The 20,220-nt window shown below is 34.3% G+C and carries 10 protein-coding genes; 1 reads left to right on the top strand and 9 read right to left on the bottom strand.

Going from position 1 to position 20,220, the window contains the following annotated elements:
- Positions 1-8: 8 nt before the first annotated feature.
- From AC3Y25_RS00445 to AC3Y25_RS00485, 9 genes are all read right to left on the bottom strand, one after another.
- Entirely contained in the window at positions 9-1,481 is a 1,473-nt protein-coding gene (locus tag AC3Y25_RS00445; RefSeq protein ID WP_489901372.1) for a glycoside hydrolase family 30 protein, read from the bottom strand.
- A 28-nt stretch (positions 1,482-1,509) separates the two neighbouring features.
- Entirely contained in the window at positions 1,510-2,961 is a 1,452-nt protein-coding gene (locus AC3Y25_RS00450; RefSeq protein WP_489901373.1) for a glycoside hydrolase family 30 protein, read from the bottom strand.
- Between the two features lie 91 nt (positions 2,962-3,052).
- Positions 3,053-4,507, bottom strand: coding sequence for a glycoside hydrolase family 30 protein (locus AC3Y25_RS00455; RefSeq protein ID WP_489901374.1), 1,455 nt, complete (start codon positions 4,505-4,507; stop codon positions 3,053-3,055).
- A gap of 150 nt (positions 4,508-4,657) precedes the next feature.
- The gene (locus AC3Y25_RS00460; RefSeq protein WP_489901375.1) at positions 4,658-5,533 is read right to left on the bottom strand and encodes a hypothetical protein; all 876 of its coding nucleotides are present in this window, start codon (positions 5,531-5,533) and stop codon (positions 4,658-4,660) included.
- A gap of 29 nt (positions 5,534-5,562) precedes the next feature.
- Positions 5,563-7,071, bottom strand: coding sequence for a RagB/SusD family nutrient uptake outer membrane protein (locus tag AC3Y25_RS00465; protein WP_489901376.1), 1,509 nt, complete (start codon positions 7,069-7,071; stop codon positions 5,563-5,565).
- A gap of 14 nt (positions 7,072-7,085) precedes the next feature.
- Positions 7,086-10,196 (bottom strand): SusC/RagA family TonB-linked outer membrane protein, encoded by a 3,111-nt coding sequence (locus AC3Y25_RS00470; protein WP_489901377.1) that lies wholly within the window; start codon positions 10,194-10,196, stop codon positions 7,086-7,088.
- Positions 10,197-11,200: 1,004 nt separating this feature from the next.
- Positions 11,201-11,992 (bottom strand): hypothetical protein, encoded by a 792-nt coding sequence (locus tag AC3Y25_RS00475; protein ID WP_489901378.1) that lies wholly within the window; start codon positions 11,990-11,992, stop codon positions 11,201-11,203.
- Positions 11,993-12,020: 28 nt separating this feature from the next.
- On the bottom strand, positions 12,021-13,730 hold the full coding sequence (locus tag AC3Y25_RS00480) for a RagB/SusD family nutrient uptake outer membrane protein (protein ID WP_489901379.1): 1,710 nt from the start codon (positions 13,728-13,730) through the stop codon (positions 12,021-12,023).
- A 16-nt stretch (positions 13,731-13,746) separates the two neighbouring features.
- Positions 13,747-16,977, bottom strand: a complete 3,231-nt coding sequence (locus AC3Y25_RS00485; RefSeq protein WP_489901380.1) for a SusC/RagA family TonB-linked outer membrane protein — start codon at positions 16,975-16,977, stop codon at positions 13,747-13,749.
- 344 nt (positions 16,978-17,321) lie between these two features.
- On the opposite strand from AC3Y25_RS00485, the gene AC3Y25_RS00490 reads away from it, so the two are divergent.
- Positions 17,322-20,201, top strand: coding sequence for a helix-turn-helix and ligand-binding sensor domain-containing protein (locus AC3Y25_RS00490; protein ID WP_489901381.1), 2,880 nt, complete (start codon positions 17,322-17,324; stop codon positions 20,199-20,201).
- Positions 20,202-20,220 lie beyond the last annotated feature (19 nt).

Raw genomic sequence — 20,220 nt, forward strand, 5'->3', positions numbered from 1 at the left:
TTATGCGTTTATTTCCAAGTATAAGTTCCGACAGATCCTGCTTCAAGTGAAGTAGTTACCCATTTTCCATTGAATTTAATATTAAAAGTTTCTGTTGCAGATCCATCATTTTCAACAATCAATACTTTTGAACCTGAAGGGGTGATAAAAGCGACATTTTGCAAGCTTCCACCAGAATTGCTCTCGATTCTAGTAGATCCCATTGGAACAAATTTTGAAGCATGAGCAATAATATAATACGCCACATTACGCTGAAAACTATCGCCAGAAGTTATCGTGATAGCTCCTTTACACATTGTACAACCACCATCAGTGTGCGGACCAAAATTTGCATTATTTGCCACATTCCACTCTAAAGCATTTTTACTGTAATTTCTCATTGATCCGATAATTACATTACGAAGATGCCATTTTAAATCACCATCAAAACTACCTTCAGAAGAAGTCCATTGTTCTGTAAAATATACATTTTTGGTCGGATAAGAATTGTACACATTGGTTAGCGCACTAATATCTCCTGCATACAAATGAAAAGCCGATCCGTCTACAAAAGGAAAGGCATCTGCATCTGCCAAAATTGCTTTTGGATAATTTGGATTATCGCAATTGTGATCGTAGGCAATAATTTTTACGTTTAAATTTGCGGCTTTAAATGCAGGCCCTAAACTCTTTTTAATAAAATTCCCCTGATCAGTGGCAGACATATACATACTTGGATTATTCCCGTCATGCAAAGGTTCGTTTTGAGGAGTTACAGCATCGATTGTAATTCCTTCTGTTTTCATCTGTTGAATGTATTTTACAAAATATTTAGCGTAAACATCATAGTATTCTGTTTTCAGTTTTCCGCCTTTAAAACTTGCTACATCTTTCATCCAAATAGGCGCAGACCAAGGCGTTGCTAAGATTAATATTTTAGGATTAATTGCCACAATTTCTTTCAGCATGGCAATTAGATTTTTGTCTTTTTCTAGACTGAATTTCTCTAGATTTAAATCTGTTTCTCCAGCTGCAAGATCGTTGTAAGTAAATGGTGTTGCATTTAAATCTGAAGCTCCGATACTGATTCTGATATAACTCACTCCAATTGAGTTTTCTCCGTTTCCGAATAATTCTTGCAAAAGAGCAGTTCTTTTAGCCGCATTTAATTGGTTTATAACATCTACGCTTCCTCCTGTCAAGGTATATCCGAAACCATCAATAGTCTGGTATTTTTGATTAGCATTTATTTCAATATTAGCATAACCATTTGCTGTTGTACCAAATCCTAATGTCCCTGATTGTTTTGCGAATAAAACACTTTGATTGCCTTTTGTAAGCCAAAAATCAACATCGTTTGTTACCACTACTGGTGGATTTACAACTGGTGGATCTACTGGCGGATTTTCTACCGGATCGCTTGAAGAAGAGCATTTTACTTGAGCCATTACAGCTGCCATAAAGAAAAAAGCTCTTATGGTGTTCTTTAGATTAAATTTCATATTTCGTGGTTATTTAGTTAGCTGACAATTAATATACAATTGTCTGTATAGCGTGTGCCGGAATTGTAATTGTTGTTTTTTCTTTTTGATTTTCTAAAGAATAAACAATCTCTTTTTCAGATTGATTCATTACGATTGTAATCAATTGTCCGTCAGAATTTTTAAAAGAAGTGCTTAACAACGATTTGTCGTTTACGTTTTCAAGTACTCTTTTTGCATTTGGCCTAATGAATTTTGAGAAATGCCCAATATAATAATACATTGGCGTATAAATTAATTCATCTTTTGTGGTATCGGCATGGATTGGTGCAAAACAGAAATTACCGACATGATTAGGCCCTCCGTTCTGGTCTAAAAGAATATTCCAGTCTGTCCAACCTACAGTACCATTATTAAAATCATGAATCATATTGATTCCGTAACGTTCTGCATTTCCCCAAAACTGATATTTTTTGGCATCAAATTTCTCAATACATCCTTCGGTAAAAAGGAGGTTTTTATTTGGAAATGCTTCATGAACTTTCGCTACCGATTCAAATTGAGGCGGGCCTCCATTCCAAGTTTCATACCAGTGAAATCCAATTCCCCAAGCATATTTAGAAACTTCTGGATCTGAGAAAACTAGATTGGCTCTTTTGGTTAGCATATCTCCGCGGTTATGATCCCAAATAATAACGTTTTTAGAACCCAGCCCTTCTTTTTCTAAAGTTGGACCAAGATAATTTTTAAGAAAATCTCTTTCTGCTTCTGGAGTGTAAATACAAGATTCCCATCTTTGTTTAGCCATTGGTTCGTTCTGAACCGTTAATCCCCAGATTGGGATTCCTTCTTTTTCGTATTCTTTTATAAACTTAGCATAATACAATGCCCAGACAGGAGCAAATTCTGGCAACAAAACGCCGCCGTGCAAAATATCGTTATTGTCTTTCATGAAAGCTGGGGGACTCCAAGGGCTGACAAATAAGGTTAGTTTCCCGCCGGCTGTTTCAATTGCTTTTTTAATTAATGGAATTCTATATTTGCGATCGTGGTTTATATTAAAAGTCTTTAGTTCTTTGTCTCCTTCTGAAACATAAGTATAGCTGTCACTGCTGAAATCACAGCTGTGAATGTTTGTTCTTGCTAAAGTATAACTAATACCTTTGTTTTTATCGTAATAAGCAGTTAAGAATTCCTGCTGTTTTTTAGGCGATAATTTTGCGAAAACTTCTGCACTTGCATCTGTAATTGCGCCCCCTATTCCAAGGAAAGTCTGGTCTGTTTTTTCAGTATTTACTCGAATAGATACTGTTGGTGTTTTTTGTTGTGTAGTGTTGTTTTTTGAAATTAAATCATTTGATAAAGACAATTTCAAATTGGTGTTTTCGGCAGTAGTATAAACCTTTATTTTGCTGTTTTTTTGAGCTATTATTTTTGAGCTAAAACCGCTTAATTGAATTAAGACAAAGGCTGATAAAAATATTTGAGAGGTAACTTTCATGTTGCTTAAATAATCGTTTTAAAATTAAAAGCAAGAGAAGACTAAGATGGATGATTCAAATTAGTCCTCTTCATTACTTTACTACAAAATATTAATAAACAAGTGTTTGTATAGCGTGTGGCGGAATTTTTACTTCTGCCTTTTTATCTCCAATAATCAAATTGTAGGTAAGGTCGTTTGCCGATTGGTTCATGACAATTGTTGCCATTGTTCCGTCAGCATTTAAAAAAGAGGTGCTTAATAAAGCACTTTTGCTTACTGCAGTACTTACTCTAACTGCATCTAAACGGATGAATTTTGAAAAGTGTCCGATATAATAATAAGATGGTGTGTAGATTAATTCTCCTGTTGTTGAATCTGCATGGATTGGTGCAAAACAAAAATTTCCAACATGATTAGGTCCTCCAAACTGGTCTAAAAGAATATTCCAGTCTGTCCAAGCTACTGTTCCATTATTAAAATCATTTATCATATTGATTCCGTAACGCTCTGCATTACCCCAAAATTGATATTTAGATGCATCAAACTTTTCAATACATCCTTCAGTAAACATCAATTTTTTATCTGGATAAGCTTCATTTACTTTTCCAACATTATCAAACATCGGCGCACCGCCCGACCAAGTTTCGTACCAGTGAAATCCCATTCCCCAAACATATTTTGATGCTTCTGGATCTGAGTAAATTACGTTTGCACGATAGTTCATTAAATCGCGGTTATGATCCCAAACGATTATTTTTTTATTGCCAAGGTTCTCTTTTTTCAAAGTTGGCCCAAGGTAATTTTTGATAAAGTCTCTTTCAGCTTCAGCTGTGTAAATACAAGATTCCCAAGTCTGCACCGCCATTGGTTCATTTTGTGTAGAAGTTCCCCAAATTGGAATACCTTCTTTTTCGTAGGCTTTAATAAACTTTACATAGAAATTTGCCCAAGTCTGGTAGTATTCTGGAAGTAAAGTTCCGCCTTTCAAAACATTCTTATTGCTTTTCATAAAAGCATTTGGAGACCAAGGCGCAACGTATGTTGTCAATTTTCCTCCCGCTTTCTGAATGGCTTGTTTGATTAAAGGAATACGATATTGTCTATCATGATCAATAGAAAAAGTCTTCAAATCTTTATCTCCTTCTTCGATATAAGAATAGCTTCCGCTGCTAAAATCAGAACTTTGAATTGTTGTTCTTAGCAAAGAATAGCCAATACCTTTTTGCTGATCGTAGTAAGCATTTAAAAATTCGGCTTGTTTTTCTTTTGAAAGTTTAGCAAATATTTCGGCGCTAGCATCTGTAATAGCCCCTCCGATTCCCATAAAAGTCTGAAACTTTTTAGATGGCTGTACAAAAACAGAAGTTTCTATTTCTAAAGGCTGCTTTGCGGCAGAAAAAGTCAAATTATCTGTGGTAGTTAATCGCAACTTAGAGTTCTCTGCGGTAGTATAAACGGTTATTTTTTTGCCGCTGGTTGTAAACTCTTTTTTTGTCTTTGGCTGTTGTGCAAATGCTGCAGCAGAAAACAAAAGGCATAAAATTTTTAGGCTATTTTTTTTCATTCGCTTCCAATTATTGTGTGTTATTAAATTGAAGTTTAGAAGAAATCAAAAATCGAGTTCTACCCTTTGAAGGATTTAAAAAATAGCCCATACTCATAATGATTATGGGCTATTTACAACCAAACTTAAACTTAAACTTAACTTAACTTTTTATTTTCCTCTGAACTCAATTTTTGTAACTGTAATTCCGTCTTTAGTGAAAGTATTACCTCCAGAACGAATCAATAAGTAGATTTTTCCGCTTTCATTGAATTTTACAACATTTGAAACTGTACCTGTTACATCGTTTTTCACACATCCAATTGCGGATAATTTTCCTGAAAATTTCTCTTTTGCGCAACCATCCCACGTACTTAGACCCATTACTTTATTGTCTTTATATTCTACCCCAGGCTGAGGCAATGATTTACCAGCGTAAACTTCAAACCAAGTTTCATCAGAACCACTTGGGCAAGACACTGTCATATCTATAGTATATTCTCTATCTTTTACGACTTCGATTGCTTGGTAGATACCTTCTTGAGCCCATCCTCCAGGCGAATGTATTGTAGCACTGTTGTTACCAAAAGACCAAAAAGCAGCACCAGATGGGCTTAATTGTACGCTAGTCCATTTAGCTTGATCTGCAGCTGTAGCAAAAGTTCCGCCTTGCACTAAGTTTCCTTTTGCAGGATCTGTTTGTGCTACTATAATCTGCTGAGAAGAAGTTGCCATTGCTGCTCCAGCTCCAATAGCTGTATGCGTAACTGTATACGTTCCTGCATCAGGTAAAGAAATCACTTGATTCATTTTTCCTGGACTAGCACCGTCACCAGTATCCCATTTTGAAGAAATAACTCCCTTAGGCTGTGCCGTTAAAAGGTAAGTATTCACAGCACCTGCAACTGGTGTTATTGTAAACGAAGCATCAACATTTGTAGCTACAAGAGGATTCTCATTAACTTCTTCGCTGCAACTGCTTAGTGTTCCTAATGCTAAAGCTAGCATTAGGTATACACTTTTTCTAAAATATATATTTAGGTTCATTTCTTTTTGTTTTGGTTAATTAGTAAATACTATTGGTAATTAGGATTTTGTTTCAATTTAGTACCGTTAAGTTCTGTATACGGAATTGGGAAAATCTCATCTGTTCCAGCATCAAAACCTCTATCAGATAAAGCTGCCGCCGCATCTCCCCATCTTACTAAATCGAAAAATCTATGTCCTTCCCCTGCTAACTCCATTCTTCTTTCATGTTTGATAGCTGCTAATGTTACAGGAACTGGATCTAGGCCAGCTCTTTTTCTAACTGCGTCAAGTAAAGCTTGTGCTCTTGTTCCAGATCCTAAAGCTTCTGCTTCCATTAAGTAAGTATCTGCAAGTCTGATTATATAAGAATTTTGTTTGTAGTTCAACTCTGAGTTACCTCCACCCGTACTTACATCTGACTGTCTTGGAAGGTATTTGTTTAAGAAAAATCCAGTATCTTGGTAAGCTGGAATATAATCTGCTTTCCCTGCTGCTTTTAACGCTTTTAAGTCAAGAATTGTAGCATCCTTACGTGGATCGCCTTGCATTGCATCATATAATTTTTGTGTTGCAACGTTAAATGCCCATCCTGCAGGAAGATTTGGCGCATCAGAACCTTCTGGTCTAGAATATCCTCTAGGTCCAACCATGATGTTTAAAGAGTTACCTTCGTCTCTACCTTGCCCCCAGAATGTCCAATCAGAGTTTCCTGCACTACTGTGAGATACCTCGATTAATGATTCTGCGTTGAATTTATTTGATGTAATCCATAAGTCGCTAAATTTATCTAACAATTTATTGCCATATTGATTCACTCCTCCTGGAGTACCATTTACTTCTGCTAAAACAGCTGCTGCTTCTGCTTTTTTACCTTCAAATAAATATACTTTTCCTAATAGTGCTTGAGCTGCTCCTTTGTTAAATCTTCCAGCTTCAGTTTTTGCAACTACCGTATTTGGTAAAGCTGCAATAGCCTCTGTTAAATCTTTTTCGATTTGAGCATAAATTACCTCTGGTGCAACTTGCTCAGGTGTAAAGATTGTTTCTGTTGTTAATGGCTCTAAAACTAATGCAATGTTTTTGAACAATCTTACTAAGTTAAAATAGTAAAATGCACGCAATGTTTTAGCTTCTGCCGCAAATCTACTTCTAACTGCATCATTCATTGAGGCAGCTGGTAACTTAGACAACAAAATATTTGCTCTAGAAATACCTTGGTAGTGATCGTTCCAGTAGCTTCCTGGAATAGTGATTGAAGAAAGTGAGTGTGTAGAGAAATTTTGAATTCCTGTTCCATCTGTAGAACTACCTCCACCAGCATAAAAATCGTCAGAACCAGCATTCAACATTGCTACTAGGTTTTCAAAACCTCCAGTGTTTTTTCTAATTGGATCGTAAACTCCAATTAAAGCGGCATAACATTGCTGCTCATTAGAAAAGTAGGTACTTGTATCAAATTTTCCTTGTGGGTCAATGGTTACAAAATCTTCAGAACAAGATCCTAGAACAGCCATTGCCACAGCGATATATATATATTTAAATTTTATCGTTTTCATGATTCTTTAATTTTTTAAAATTGAACGTTAGCTCCAAACAGAATAGATCTTGCTTGCGGATAAACTCCTTTATCTACACCATAAACCTGACCTCCAATTTCTGGATCAAATCCAGTATATTTTGTAAAAGTGATTAAGTTTTCTCCAGTTAAATAAAAACGTAATTTATCTGCTCCAATTTTAGATGATAAACTAGCTGGCATTGTGTAACCAAGAGTTACCACTTTTAAACGCAAGTAGTTACCATTTTCAAGATAAAAATCAGACATGTTAGTGTAATTTTTATTTGGATCATTATTTGTCAATCTTGGATAATCGTTTGAAGTTCCCTCTCCAACCCAACGCTCTAAAGCTTTAGTCTGGTAGTTTGCATTCAATACATCTAATCTTCTTAAACCTTGGAAAATTTTGCTTCCCGCAGCTCCTTGAGTAAATGCCATAAAGTCGAAGTTTTTGTAATCTAAATTTACGGTAAAACCAAAAGTATATTTAGGCAAGTTTGTTCCTAAGAATTGTTTATCATCCTCAGTAATATTTCCGTCACCATTTGTATCTACCCAACGGAAATCTCCAGGTCTAGCATTTGGTTGGATTAAACCACCTGCTGCATTTTTGTATGCAGCAACTTCAGCTTCATTTTGGAAAATACCAGCTGTTTTAAAACCATAGAATTCGTTAAATGAATGTCCAACTTGTGTTCTAGTTACTGGCCCCATAGATTGGAAACTAGCATCTCCAACAATGAAATTAGTAGATGATCCTACATAAGTAATTTCGTTTTTCAGGTAAGCAACGTTAGCATTAACACCTAAGTTAAAATCTCCAAGTCTTTTCTTGTATCCTAATTCAAGCTCAAAACCGCTATTGTCCATATCTGCGATATTTGCAGAAGGCGCATCAACAACTCCTACATATCCAGGAATTACAATGTTTCTTAAAATTCCTTTTGTTGTTTTTTTGTAGTAATCAGCAGTAAAAGTAAAATCATTAAATAATTTTGCATCAAGACCAACAGTTGTTTGAGAAGTTTCTTCCCATCCTAAGTTTGCATTTGGAAGAGTAGAGTTTCCGTATCCTGTTGTAATATCTCCTGTATTTCCAACAGCATAATTGTAACCTCCAACTACTAATGCTCTATATTTAAAATCATCAATATTATCGTTACCTACAACTCCATAACCTCCACGTAGTTTTAAAGTATTAACTACATTGTTTTCTTTCCAGAAGCCTTCTTTAGAAAGTACCCATCCAAGAGAGAATGAAGGGAAAACTCCCCATTTGTTATTTTCTCCAAAACGAGTTGAACCATCACGACGAACAATACCAGTGAAAAGATATTTTTCCATGTAATCGTAGTTTGCACGTAAGAATAGTGAAGATAATTTGTGCTCTACTTTATCGCTTGTTCTTGTTGTTCTATCTGCTTGAGGAATATCAAAATTCCAAGAAGCATCTTTGTAGCTTGTAATTGGAAGACCAAACATTGTTGTTCCGATAGTAGTACCAATATTCTCAACATAAGCACCTTGTCCTGCTAAAACACTAAAATTGTGCTCTCCAAATTTGTTAGCATATGTTAAGATATTTTCAAGAGTCCAAGAAAATGATTTCTCATTGTTTTGGTTATAGTTGTTTCTATCCGCTTTCATATTTGGGTTTAAGAAGTTAACCGGAGTAAACATCTCATCTCCCCAATAGGCAATCTTACCACCAAGTGTAGTTCTAAATTTTAAATGACTTGTAATGTTAGCTTCTAAATAAGCATTACCAACAAAATCATCTGACCAGTTATAACCTCCTAATCTTGTTTGAGTATATGCTAGAGGGTTTGTCATCTCTTGCTGCACTAAAGAAGAAATTCCGTAAGGATTTCCGTTTGCATCTCTAATAACATTTGGGTTTGTATAGAAACCTGTATTTGCTACAGCAGGATCAGTAACCACTAGTGGAGTAAGTGGGTCTAAGTTAATTGCAGAGCTTAACGGTCCACCAAACTCACTGTTTGTATTACCAATACCTTTAGACTTTTGGTGTGTATATCCGAAAGTTTGTCCGAAAGTAAAATAATCAGAAATTTTGTGTGTAGAGTTTAATCTGAAGTTTTTCTTAGTATAATTAGAAATTTGAGTAGCTACGATACCTTCTTGATCTTGAATTCCAAAAGAAGCATAAAAAGTAGATTTTTCACCACCACCGCTAATGCTTAATTCATGTGTGTATCTGAAAGCAGAATCGTTAAAAATGGCATCTTGCCAATCTGTACCTTTACCAAATGATGCTGGATTTGCATATTTAATAGCCCCGCCATCATTCAAAGATTTTTCATTCATAAGAGTTGCATACTGAGTCGCATTCAACATATCTAATCTTTTAGCTGGAGCAGAAATACCTGCAAAACCATTATAGTTTACAGAAATTTTTCCTGATTTTCCTTTTTTAGTAGTAACTAAAATAACCCCAGTTGCAGCACGAGTACCATAGATTGCAGCAGAAGCAGCATCTTTAAGCACCTCAATAGACTCAATGTCAGATTGATTGATGAAACCAATTGCACCAGCATCTACAGCAATTCCGTCAACAACCCATAAAGGATCATTTCCTCCTTCTCTAAAGGTAGTGATACCTCTTACACGAACTTTTGATGCCGCACCAGGCTGTCCAGAAGTTGCCGCTACAGAAACCCCTGCTACTCTACCTTGTAGCGTCTGCTCAACTCTTCCGTTTGGCACTTTTTCAAGATCAGCTGCTTTTACACTGGAGATTGCTCCAGTTACAACAGATTTCTTTTGAGTACCATATCCAACAACTACAACCTCATTTAAAGATTGTGATTCTGGTTTTAATTGAATTGTAATTTTTGTTCTTCCGTTTACTGCTTCTGTTACTGTAGCGTAACCAATAAAAGTAATTGTTAATGATCCGTTTGAAGGTGCCTGAATCTGGAATTTTCCGTCAAAGTCTGACGCAGTAGATTTAGTAGTGCCTTTTAATAAAACTGTTGCACCTGGGACAGGCAAACCATTTTCATCATTAATTATTCCATTTACTGTGACATCCTGAGCCACAGCAATAACCGAGAATAACAAAGATGAAATACAAAAAACAAGTAATTTTGTTAATTTCATTTTTCTAAAAATTTTGGTTAATTAATTAGTAATTTGATGCAATACTAAAACTAAATTTTTACTTTTCACATCATAAAGTCATTACAAAAACACATCAAAAACAAAAAAATAATATTATAAAAACACATCAAAAAAACTATAATTACTTAATTATTAGCATTTTAAAAAAACAAAAAATAGTACTAAATAAAAGTTAATATTAAAAAATAACACTACATCAACTTTTTGCTACAATAGTTTATTAAAAATCATTAAAACTACAACGTGATAGTGCCTACTATTACGTCGTAAATAGCTATTAAATAAACAATTAGAAGAATAAAGCTTTCATTTTTACTAAAACCAAAAAAACAGAGAATATCGTTTTTTTTACCCTACTTTTTTTACATTATCAGTAATTATTTTTATTATAGGAAAAAACTTATTTTGCAAAATTTTACAGGAAATTACTTTCTTTTAAAAAGATTTATGGATCAAAATAATGCGAAATAGCAGCTTAAAAAATGGAAAAAACATCTTTTTTAGCGCAAATCAGAATAAGTTTGGTTTTTCATTGGAATTTAATCTCGCAATTGTACTTTCTTTTAAAGCGCTTTTAAGAGTCATTGTAATTTTATTTTAAAAGAAAAAGAGAATAATAAAAGAATCTTAAAAAAAAGCCTTAGAAAGCTTCAAAACACCATTGTACATTTCCTATACTTCCTTAAATGAAAATAAAAAAGAGTTTTGTTGGGATATGGTCAGGAAACTAGATATAAAAGGCCTTTTGAGGCGTTACAGAGCATATCGTTTACAATCACATTCACTTAACTTCTAGGAAAGCAATAAGCAAAAAAATAGCCCATAATCGAAATTATGGGCTAACCAGGCAATAAACTTAACTTAAACTAACCATAGTTTAAATCTTAAATACACTTCTTTCTTAGAATGAAGTATAAAAGGTTTGAAATTCGAAAAAGGAATCTTTTAGTCTTCCTTTTTCGAAATAACTAACACAAAATATTTTATTCAGGTCTATAAACAAATGTCCAACCAGTTCCAGGATCTTTTAAACTTCTTGGCACATATAATACCAATTTATCTTCTGTAAGTGTAACAACATTATACTCATTGGCAGTGTTCCCAGCTTCATATCCTAAAATCTTTGAATTCGTAATAAATAGCTTTTTATTAGCAATATCCAAAACAAAGCTTCCTTTTTCAGCTGCTGCAGAAGCTGTTTGATAATGATTATAATTCGCAGCCCCATTTAAGTCAAAATGCATTTTACCAGCAACGTCTAGAGGAGGACAACAATCTCCTGCATTCCACCATGCAGTCATGGCTGAATCAGGATTATCTGGAGGAGACATAAACCAATACGCTTCACCTGTACCTGCAGCACCATCAAAAACCCAAGTCTTACCTGCCGCAGTGTTAGTACTAACTAAATCATACCAATCTTGATCTAATGGAGTATCAAGTTTGTCGACTTGTACATCTATCGTTTTTGTAAAAAATTCTCCTCCTAATGTTCCTATGAATGTAAAAGTAGACTTACCAGGAATTGGATAAACAACAGTTACTTCATTTGTAAGCGCTTTTCCTAAATTATAGTCCCAATATCCCGTAACACCAGGCGTATCCATACTTAAAGTAATTTTATTTCCGCCAGGAGGGGTTTGCACACTTTTTAATTGAACACCAGCAACGTCTGTAGAATTCTGTAAATGCTGTTCATCTACAATTGGGTCACATGCCGAAAAGACCAGCATAAATGCAGCAATTAGTAAATATTTTATATTATGAATTTTCATCTTTCTAATTATTAATAGTTATTAAATATTACCAACCCGGATTTTGATTGTAAACTCCATTCAATAGTCTGATTTCAGTTTCAGGAATCGGAACCAACCCTTTAGTTTCGGTTCTGTATTTTACACTATAATTAGCATCCACACCAGAATTTCTAACTTGAGTTACGTCATTAAAAGCGGTTTCAACATCTCCCCAACGAACTAAGTCAAACCAGTGCAAACCTTCAAAAGCCAATTCATGCAAGCGTTCTGTTTTAATATTTTCAAGAGAATAGGCAACCGGTCCGAGATGTGCTCTTCCTCTTACCGCATTCATACCGTCAGCTGTTTTAGTAATTTCAGAATGCATTAATAATACATCTGCAAAACGCATAAAAATAAAGTCTTGAGCGTGCATCAACTGCATATCTGTAATTGACCAAGCATACATTTGAACAAACATACCAACATATGATCCTTTACCATTGTCGTGCTGTAATGAAACATATTTTTTATTAAAATACCCTGTTTCATGGTCCCCTTTATCTGCGGCATAGCCATCTGTTCCTTGATCCGCTTTACCCACTTCAAGTATAGAACCTCTTTTTCTTGGGTCGGCATCATCCCAGCCGCTATATAATCTTGGGTTTACGGTACACCATCCCCAGCCTTCTCCGAAAGGCGCCAATGAGTTACCGCGTAATGAATTAAACAGGGCAAGTCTATTAGTATAGCTCTGACCATTTGTCCAATCCCAATTACCAAAAGAATATCTTTGTACAAACATAGTCTCTAAATTTCCTGTCCCAAATGTTGGAGTAACACCGTCTTGACCAACCCATGACAATCCTTCTGCTGCAGCCCAAGGCAATACACTATCGCTTTTTGCACTTTTATTCACATAAGAATACGGCCAAAGGTTTCTGAAATCAGATGCTAGCTTATGACCACTATTATTGATACAATCATCTAAATAAGAGGCAACTTGCGTTCCTGTTAAAGAACCGCCGCCTACAAGAGGTAAATCTGCGGTTGCTTTCTTTTCGATATTGCTCATGTATCCAGTATAAAACAAAAATACACGTCCTAAATAAGCTTCGGCAACCCATTTATTAGCATGTCCATATCTAGAAGTTGGAATGCTTGTAAATGGTGTAGAAGGCAAAGTTTCAATAGCCAATTTCAAATCAGATGCAATTTGCGCAAAGGTCTCCTCATAAGTTGCTCTTGGCACTAATCTATCAGCATCATATGTTACAATCAATGGAACTCCTCCAAAGAATTTAGCTAATCTGAAATAAAAGAAAGCTCTCATAAATAAAGCTTCACCAAGCGCTTGCTTTTTAAAATCATCTGCTTCTTGCGGTGTATTAAAATACTTAGAAAAATCTGCCGTTGGCACTTTTTCTATAATGGCATTTGCTCTAGAAATTCCATTGTACGATTGTTTCCACATGTCGCGATAAGTATCTTCAGCAGGGTCTTCAAAATTATCTACCCATTTTGCAGACTTATCATCAGGACCACCACCGCCAAACATCATATTATCCATTAAGTTGGCAGCAACTTGTTCTTCACTATGAACATTTGGTGTATAAATGGCATTATAAACACCTGCCATGGCTTCGTTTATATCAGTAGGGCTCTTATAAAAACTATTTAAACTCTTTTCTGAAAGGTTCTCGGTATCCAGATAATCATCACAGCTCGATACTGCAAAAATTGCTGAAATTGCTATTATATATCTTAGTTTTTTCATTGTCAATGTTTTAATATTAAAAATCTGCACTTAATCCAAACATTACTGTTCTCGATTGTGGATATAGACCTAGATCTACCCCAGAAGCCCATGAATAGTTTGTATTATCTCCTCCCCAGCGAACCTCTGGATCCATACCATCATATTTAGTAAATGTGTACAAGTTATTTACTGCAACATAAAATTTAAGATTCGAGATAAATTTAAAATCTTTCAGTATTTCATTAAAATTATAACCTACAGTTAAATTATTAATTCTCAAATAATCAGCATTGTGCATGTATATATCAGAAACATAATTTGTATTTCTGTTTGATACAGAACTTAAACGAGGCATTTTGTTCGAAGTTCCTTCTCCGTGCCAACGATCAAAAACATCTGAAGTATAATTTTGTTTCGGACTATCAGCAAATGATCTGTAAGATTGCATTACCTGCATTCCGTATTTCCCTGCCATTGTAGTGTTTAAATACACATTTTTATATTCGAAGTTTAATTGGATACCTAATTGGAAATCAGGATTTGGATCTCCTAACATTGTTTTATCTTTTTCATCTATAACACCATCGTTATTTAGATCGACAAAACGAACATCACCAGGACGCTGATCATTAAAATAAGGCTGACCTGTAGGACCTACATAAGCCTCAACCTCTTGTTGGTTTTGTAAAATTCCTGCTGTTTTAAAGCCATAGAAAGAACCAATCGCATAACCTACTTGTGCTCTTGAAATCTCTGATGTTCCTTGAGATAGTACGTGCGATAATCCGTTAATGATACCATTACCGTTTGCAATTCTTGTAACTCTATTTTTATTGAAAGCTCCACTTACAGTAGCCCCATATTTAAAGCCACCTATTTTATCTTTCCAAGTAACAGAAAGCTCATAACCTTTATTTTCAATATCTCCTCCATTAATATAAGGATCATCAGCACCAGCAGTTCCAGGGTATTGCGCTTTAACCAACCAGTCTTTTGTTGTTTTCTTGTACCAGTCAAATGTTACACCTAATCTTGAATCGAAAAAACTTGAATCAAATCCGAAATCTAACTGTTCTGACGTTTCCCAGCTAACATCTGGATTTGGCACTGTTGAAGGATATGCAGTCTGTCCAGAAACTGGTTTTGTGTCTCCAAAGAAATACCCAGGGAAAGCATATTTAATACTAGATGAATAATAGAAAGCATAATCAGTATATTGATTACCGTTTTGCCCCCAGCTTGCTCTTAACTTCAAGAAATTAAGATATTTTGAAGTACTTGCCATAAAATCTTCTTTTGTAACAACCCATCCTGCAGAAACTGAAGGGAAATTACCATACTTGTGTCCATCACCAAAGTTTGAAGATCCGTCACGACGTATAACAGCAGAAAGAAGATACTTCTCTTTATAATCGTATTGAGCACGTGCAAAATAAGACATAATAGCACCACCACCCGCTGCTTTATCAAAGCCTGTTGTATTAATATCAGCAACAGTTCCAGGGCTCTTAGTGTTATCTAAATAAGAATACTTTGGATCATTTGGAAACAATAAACCGTTTCTTGAACCATATACATTATTATCAACAATTCTTTGCCATAACTCTGTACCAATTACTGCATTAATATTGTGATTACCAATTTGTTTCTGATACGCAGCTGTATTCGTCCATGTTGAGTTAGCACCAAAATACTGAGATTGCGTAGCGCCATCAATAGCATCATTGTAAAGTACTCCCAAATGATAGGTTGGGTTCATTGTTCTATTGTATCCAAACCATGAATCGATTCCATAAACTGATTTAAATCTCAGGTTAGAAATTGGCTCAATCTCTACAAATACATTCCCAATAATTTTATGATCTTTTGGATAATTGTAATTACTTCTGTAATACATTACCGCCAAAGGATTGGTTTGATTTGTATTTAACCCATCCAATGTAGGAGTAAATCCGTATTCGTTGATATTTCTATCAATTGCTGTTTGCCAATAAGCAGGCTGTAACGGATTTTGTGTAAGAGCGTTGTGCAAGTCGTTTCCATAAATGTTTCCATTTGAAACATCTCTCTTTTGAATATTGGTATAAGTTAAATTCTCTCCAATAGTGATAATATTATGGCTTTCATTTTTTTTCAAAACCATTTGGGTATTCATCCTTGCGGTTAATCTTTTAAATCCAGCATCTACTATATTTCCACCTAGTATACCGTCTTGATCAAAATAAGAAACCCCAAATGAATACGTAATATCTTCAGTTCCTCCAGTAATATTAATCGAATGATTCACTACAGGAGCATCCTTTTTAGACATTTCATTGATCCAGTTCGTTCCTGTCCAACCATTTTGCAGTTTATTCCAGATCTCTTCTCCAAGCTGTGTTCCAGCTCCAGGATAATTTCTCTCTAACCAATCGTTGGTAGTCAACATTGTTTTCCAATCATTTGGAGCAAGGCCGTCATTTACTCTTCCTTCATCCATGATGTACATGTATTCTTGTGCATTTAAAGGATCCAGATTTTTGTAGATGTTCTGAATTCCAAAATAAGTGTCATAAGAAATTTTAGCTGGTCTTCCTTTACGTCCTTTCACTGTAGTTACCAAAACAACTCCATTTGCTGCTCTAGAACCATAGATTGCAGCAGAAGCCGCGTCTTTAAGAACATCTATAGATTCGATATCCGAAGGGCTTAGATAATCAATATCTCCAACAGCAACTCCATCTACGATATACAACGGATTTGAAGACCCAATGGTACCAATACCACGAATAACAACTTTTGTACCCGCTCCTGGCGCACCACTATTTCTTGTAATACTAATACCTGGCGCAATACCTTGAAGAGCTTCCATTGCCGATCCTGTATTCAATTCTTTTAGTGTTTCTCCTTTTAAGTTAGTAGAAGCACCCGTAATCAAAGCTTTCTTTTGTGTACCGTATCCGATAACCACAACTTCATTTAAACTTTGAGATACTGCTTTAAGAACAATAGTAAGCTTGGTTTTTCCTCCTATTGCTTCATTTACAGTTTCAAAACCAACGAAACTAATAGTCAAAGTTCCGTTAGAGGGAGCACTAATCTGAAACTTCCCATCAAAGTCAGATGCAGTTGCTTTATTGGTTCCCTTTACTAAAACCGTCGCACCTGGGACGGGTAATCCACTTTCGTCATTAATGATTCCATTTATGGTCACATCCTGAGCTAATGCGACAACAGAAAACAGTAAAGACGAAATACAAAAAATAAATAATTTTGTCAATTTCATTTTTCTAAAAATTTTGGTTAATTAATTAGTAATTTAATGCAATGATAATGTTAAATTTGAATAAACTCTTATTAAAAATCTTTACAAAAACACTTCAAACTAAATATTAACACACTACAAAAACACAACATTTATCTTTTAATCAACTCATTTACTGAGCTTTAATTTTTAAAAAAAATTGTTATAAAAATGTTAATTAAAAAAAACGTATATTACATGAGCAGAAGAGTAACTATTACGTTATAATTTATAAAAAAATCAAAAAACAAGATTTATCGTGATTGATAAATCAACAATTTAAAATCAAAATAAAGCATTTCTAATAAAAATATATTTAAAATTTTATGAAATACATAGTTAGAATTTTTACATTAATTTTGTTATTATTCTTACAAATTAAAGGTTTTTCGCAAGTAAAAAATATTGGAATTCCAGACATAAAAAACTATAAAAGATCAGAATATAAAGGTGGAACTCAAAATTGGAGTATTGATCAGGATAAAAATGGAAATATTTATTTCGCTAATAACAGCGGTTTAATTCAATTTGACGGCTCAAACTGGCACAAATACTCTTTACCAAACAAATCTGAGATCAGAAGTTTAAAAATTGATGCTTTAGGACGAATATTTGTTGGAGGAAATAACGAATTTGGCTATTTCAAAAACGACGAAAAAGGAATATTAAAATATCACTCTCTCTATAATTTATTGAGTCCAATAGACAAAGAAAACATCAACCTAATATGGAGAATTCATATTTTTAATGGAGAAGTTATCTTTCAGTCTTTCAGCAAAGTATTTTTTCTAAAAAATGAAAAAGTCACAACCCTTACAGCTCCTCATAAATTTCAATTTTCATTTTTAGTAAACAACAGACTTTATTTTCAAGATAAAACATTAGGTGTACTCGAATACAAAAACAGAAAGCTTACTGCAATAAAAGGCACTACCATTTTTAATGATAAAGAGATATGGTCTCTTTTCCCATTGCCTAACAATAAATTATTATACGCTACTTTAGAAAAAGGACTTTTTGTGTCCGAAAATGGCATTATTAAACCATGGGCAACTGAAGCCAATGAATTTATAAAGAAAAACACTTCGCTCGGCGGATCTATCATCAAAAATAAATTTATAATACTTAATTCGGTATTAGACGGAGCCATTATCTGCGATCTAAACGGAAAAATAATCCAACATTTAAACCGCCAAAAAGGAATTCAGAACAATACAATTCTAGCTTCATTTGTTGACAACAAAAGTAATATTTGGCTCGGACTAGATAATGGTATCACTTTTATAAATGAAAATTCTCCTTTCTCCTATTTTGATTACAGTTATAATATAGGCACTGTATACGCCTCTACGATGTATAACGGGAATCTTTATGTCGCAACCAACCAGGGATTATTTTATCATTCTTGGGGAGGTTCTTTTAAAGACAGTCCGTTTACAAGAGTTGAAGGAACAATTTCGCAAGTTTGGAACATTCAGGTTTTAAACGATGTATTAATATGCGCCAGTAATAGCGGAGCCTTAATTATTGAAAACAACAGGGTTTCAAAGATATTGGATAATAAAGGATATTTTGGCTTCAAAAAAATACCCGATCATGAAAACTATATAATAGGCGAAAGCTACAATGGGTTTTCTGTCTTTAAACGATCAGCCACTGGGTACGATTATTTACATCAGGTAAAAGGTTTTGATGAAACGACCAATAATTTTTCTGTAGAAATTGATGCGAATTATCTTTGGCTAAAGAAAAACCCTTTCCTATATCAAGTAAAATTATCTGAAGATTTACAACGCTTTGATTTCATAAAAAAGCACGTCAACATATCAGAAAAGTATAAAGGAATAAACAGCCTGCAGAATATAAATGGCAAAGTCTATTTTCAAGTAAAAAATCATTTTTTCAGATATTCTGTTGAGCAAGAAGCTTTTTTTGAAGATAAAAAATTAACAAACCTATTCAACGGAATTCCTACTATTAATACCTTAATTGAAGATTCTGCCGGAAACCTTTGGTATGCATTTAACGAATCTCTGGGCGTATTAGTCAAAAACAAGAATGGAACTTTCACGAAAAAACAAGCTATTTTTTCAAATTTAACGGGGAATTTGGTTAACAATTACATCTCTGTAAATGCAATAGATCCTCAGAATATTTTTATAGGATTAACTGATCGTTTGGCGCATTATAACTCAACCATTCCAAACACTTTTATGACAAAACCAAAAGCTTTTATTGAAAGCTTTACCAATCCTGGAGACACTATTTTAACTGGTAATTTGGCCAATAAACTAGAATCCTACAGCATACCGTATAAATACAATCGTGTCAAATTTACTTTTGCGTCACCAACATATGAAAATCAGGAAAACGTAATGTACTCCTATAAGTTAGAACCTTTTGAAGAAAACTGGCGCGGATGGTCATCTACAGCAATAAAAGAATATACCAATCTTAGAGAGGGCAATTATGTAATGAAACTAAAAGCCCGAAATAGCTATGGTATAGAATCTAGCATCACAGAAGTAGAATTTACAGTATCTCCGCCATGGTACAGGCACTTTTTGGCTTACTTATTTTATCTGGTTCTTATTCTGCTTGGCGCGTATTTAATCTCAGTTAGAATTAAACTGAAGATTAGAAAAAATAGGTATTATGAAACCATCGAACAAAGAAGACTATATCTTGAAAAGGAGTCTAAAATCAGACACGAACAACATGACTTGGAAAAAGAAATTGAAAAGCTGAAAAATGACAAGCTTCAAATCAAAATCCTAGCAAAGGATAAAGAACTAGTAAATAACTCTTTACAAGTTGTAAAAAAGAACAAAGTTTTAAACGGAATCATTCATAAACTGAAAGATATTGACACTGGAATTTTGGACGAAAACACCAAATCTGAGTTTAGCAAATTACATAAAAGCATTGTAAAAGAAGTAAATACAGACAAGAGTTGGAAAGACCTCGAAAAACACATTAAAAACGTTCATTTTGAGTTTCTAAAGCGATTAAAAGGACAATATCCAACCATTTCTCCAAGAGAATTAGATTTATCTACTTATTTATTAATGAATATGTCTACCAAAGAAATAGCCGAAATTATGAACATTTCTACAGGTGGAGTCGAGTTAGCTCGTTATCGTTTAAGAAAGAAATTAGGCCTAAACAAAAAGGAAAACCTAATCGGATTTTTAATGAGTATATAAAAGAGAAGCCATTCAAATT

Source organism: Flavobacterium sp. LK-23 (assembly GCF_058135255.1).

Coding starts and splice junctions, on each gene's coding strand:
- AC3Y25_RS00470 (WP_489901377.1), bottom strand. CDS start 10,196: ATGAAATTAACAAAATTACTTGTTTTTTGTATTTCATCTTTGTTATTC.
- AC3Y25_RS00490 (WP_489901381.1), top strand. CDS start 17,322: ATGAAATACATAGTTAGAATTTTTACATTAATTTTGTTATTATTCTTA.
- AC3Y25_RS00450 (WP_489901373.1), bottom strand. CDS start 2,961: ATGAAAGTTACCTCTCAAATATTTTTATCAGCCTTTGTCTTAATTCAA.
- AC3Y25_RS00485 (WP_489901380.1), bottom strand. CDS start 16,977: ATGAAATTGACAAAATTATTTATTTTTTGTATTTCGTCTTTACTGTTT.
- AC3Y25_RS00445 (WP_489901372.1), bottom strand. CDS start 1,481: ATGAAATTTAATCTAAAGAACACCATAAGAGCTTTTTTCTTTATGGCA.
- AC3Y25_RS00455 (WP_489901374.1), bottom strand. CDS start 4,507: ATGAAAAAAAATAGCCTAAAAATTTTATGCCTTTTGTTTTCTGCTGCA.
- AC3Y25_RS00480 (WP_489901379.1), bottom strand. CDS start 13,730: ATGAAAAAACTAAGATATATAATAGCAATTTCAGCAATTTTTGCAGTA.
- AC3Y25_RS00475 (WP_489901378.1), bottom strand. CDS start 11,992: ATGAAAATTCATAATATAAAATATTTACTAATTGCTGCATTTATGCTG.
- AC3Y25_RS00465 (WP_489901376.1), bottom strand. CDS start 7,071: ATGAAAACGATAAAATTTAAATATATATATATCGCTGTGGCAATGGCT.
- AC3Y25_RS00460 (WP_489901375.1), bottom strand. CDS start 5,533: ATGAACCTAAATATATATTTTAGAAAAAGTGTATACCTAATGCTAGCT.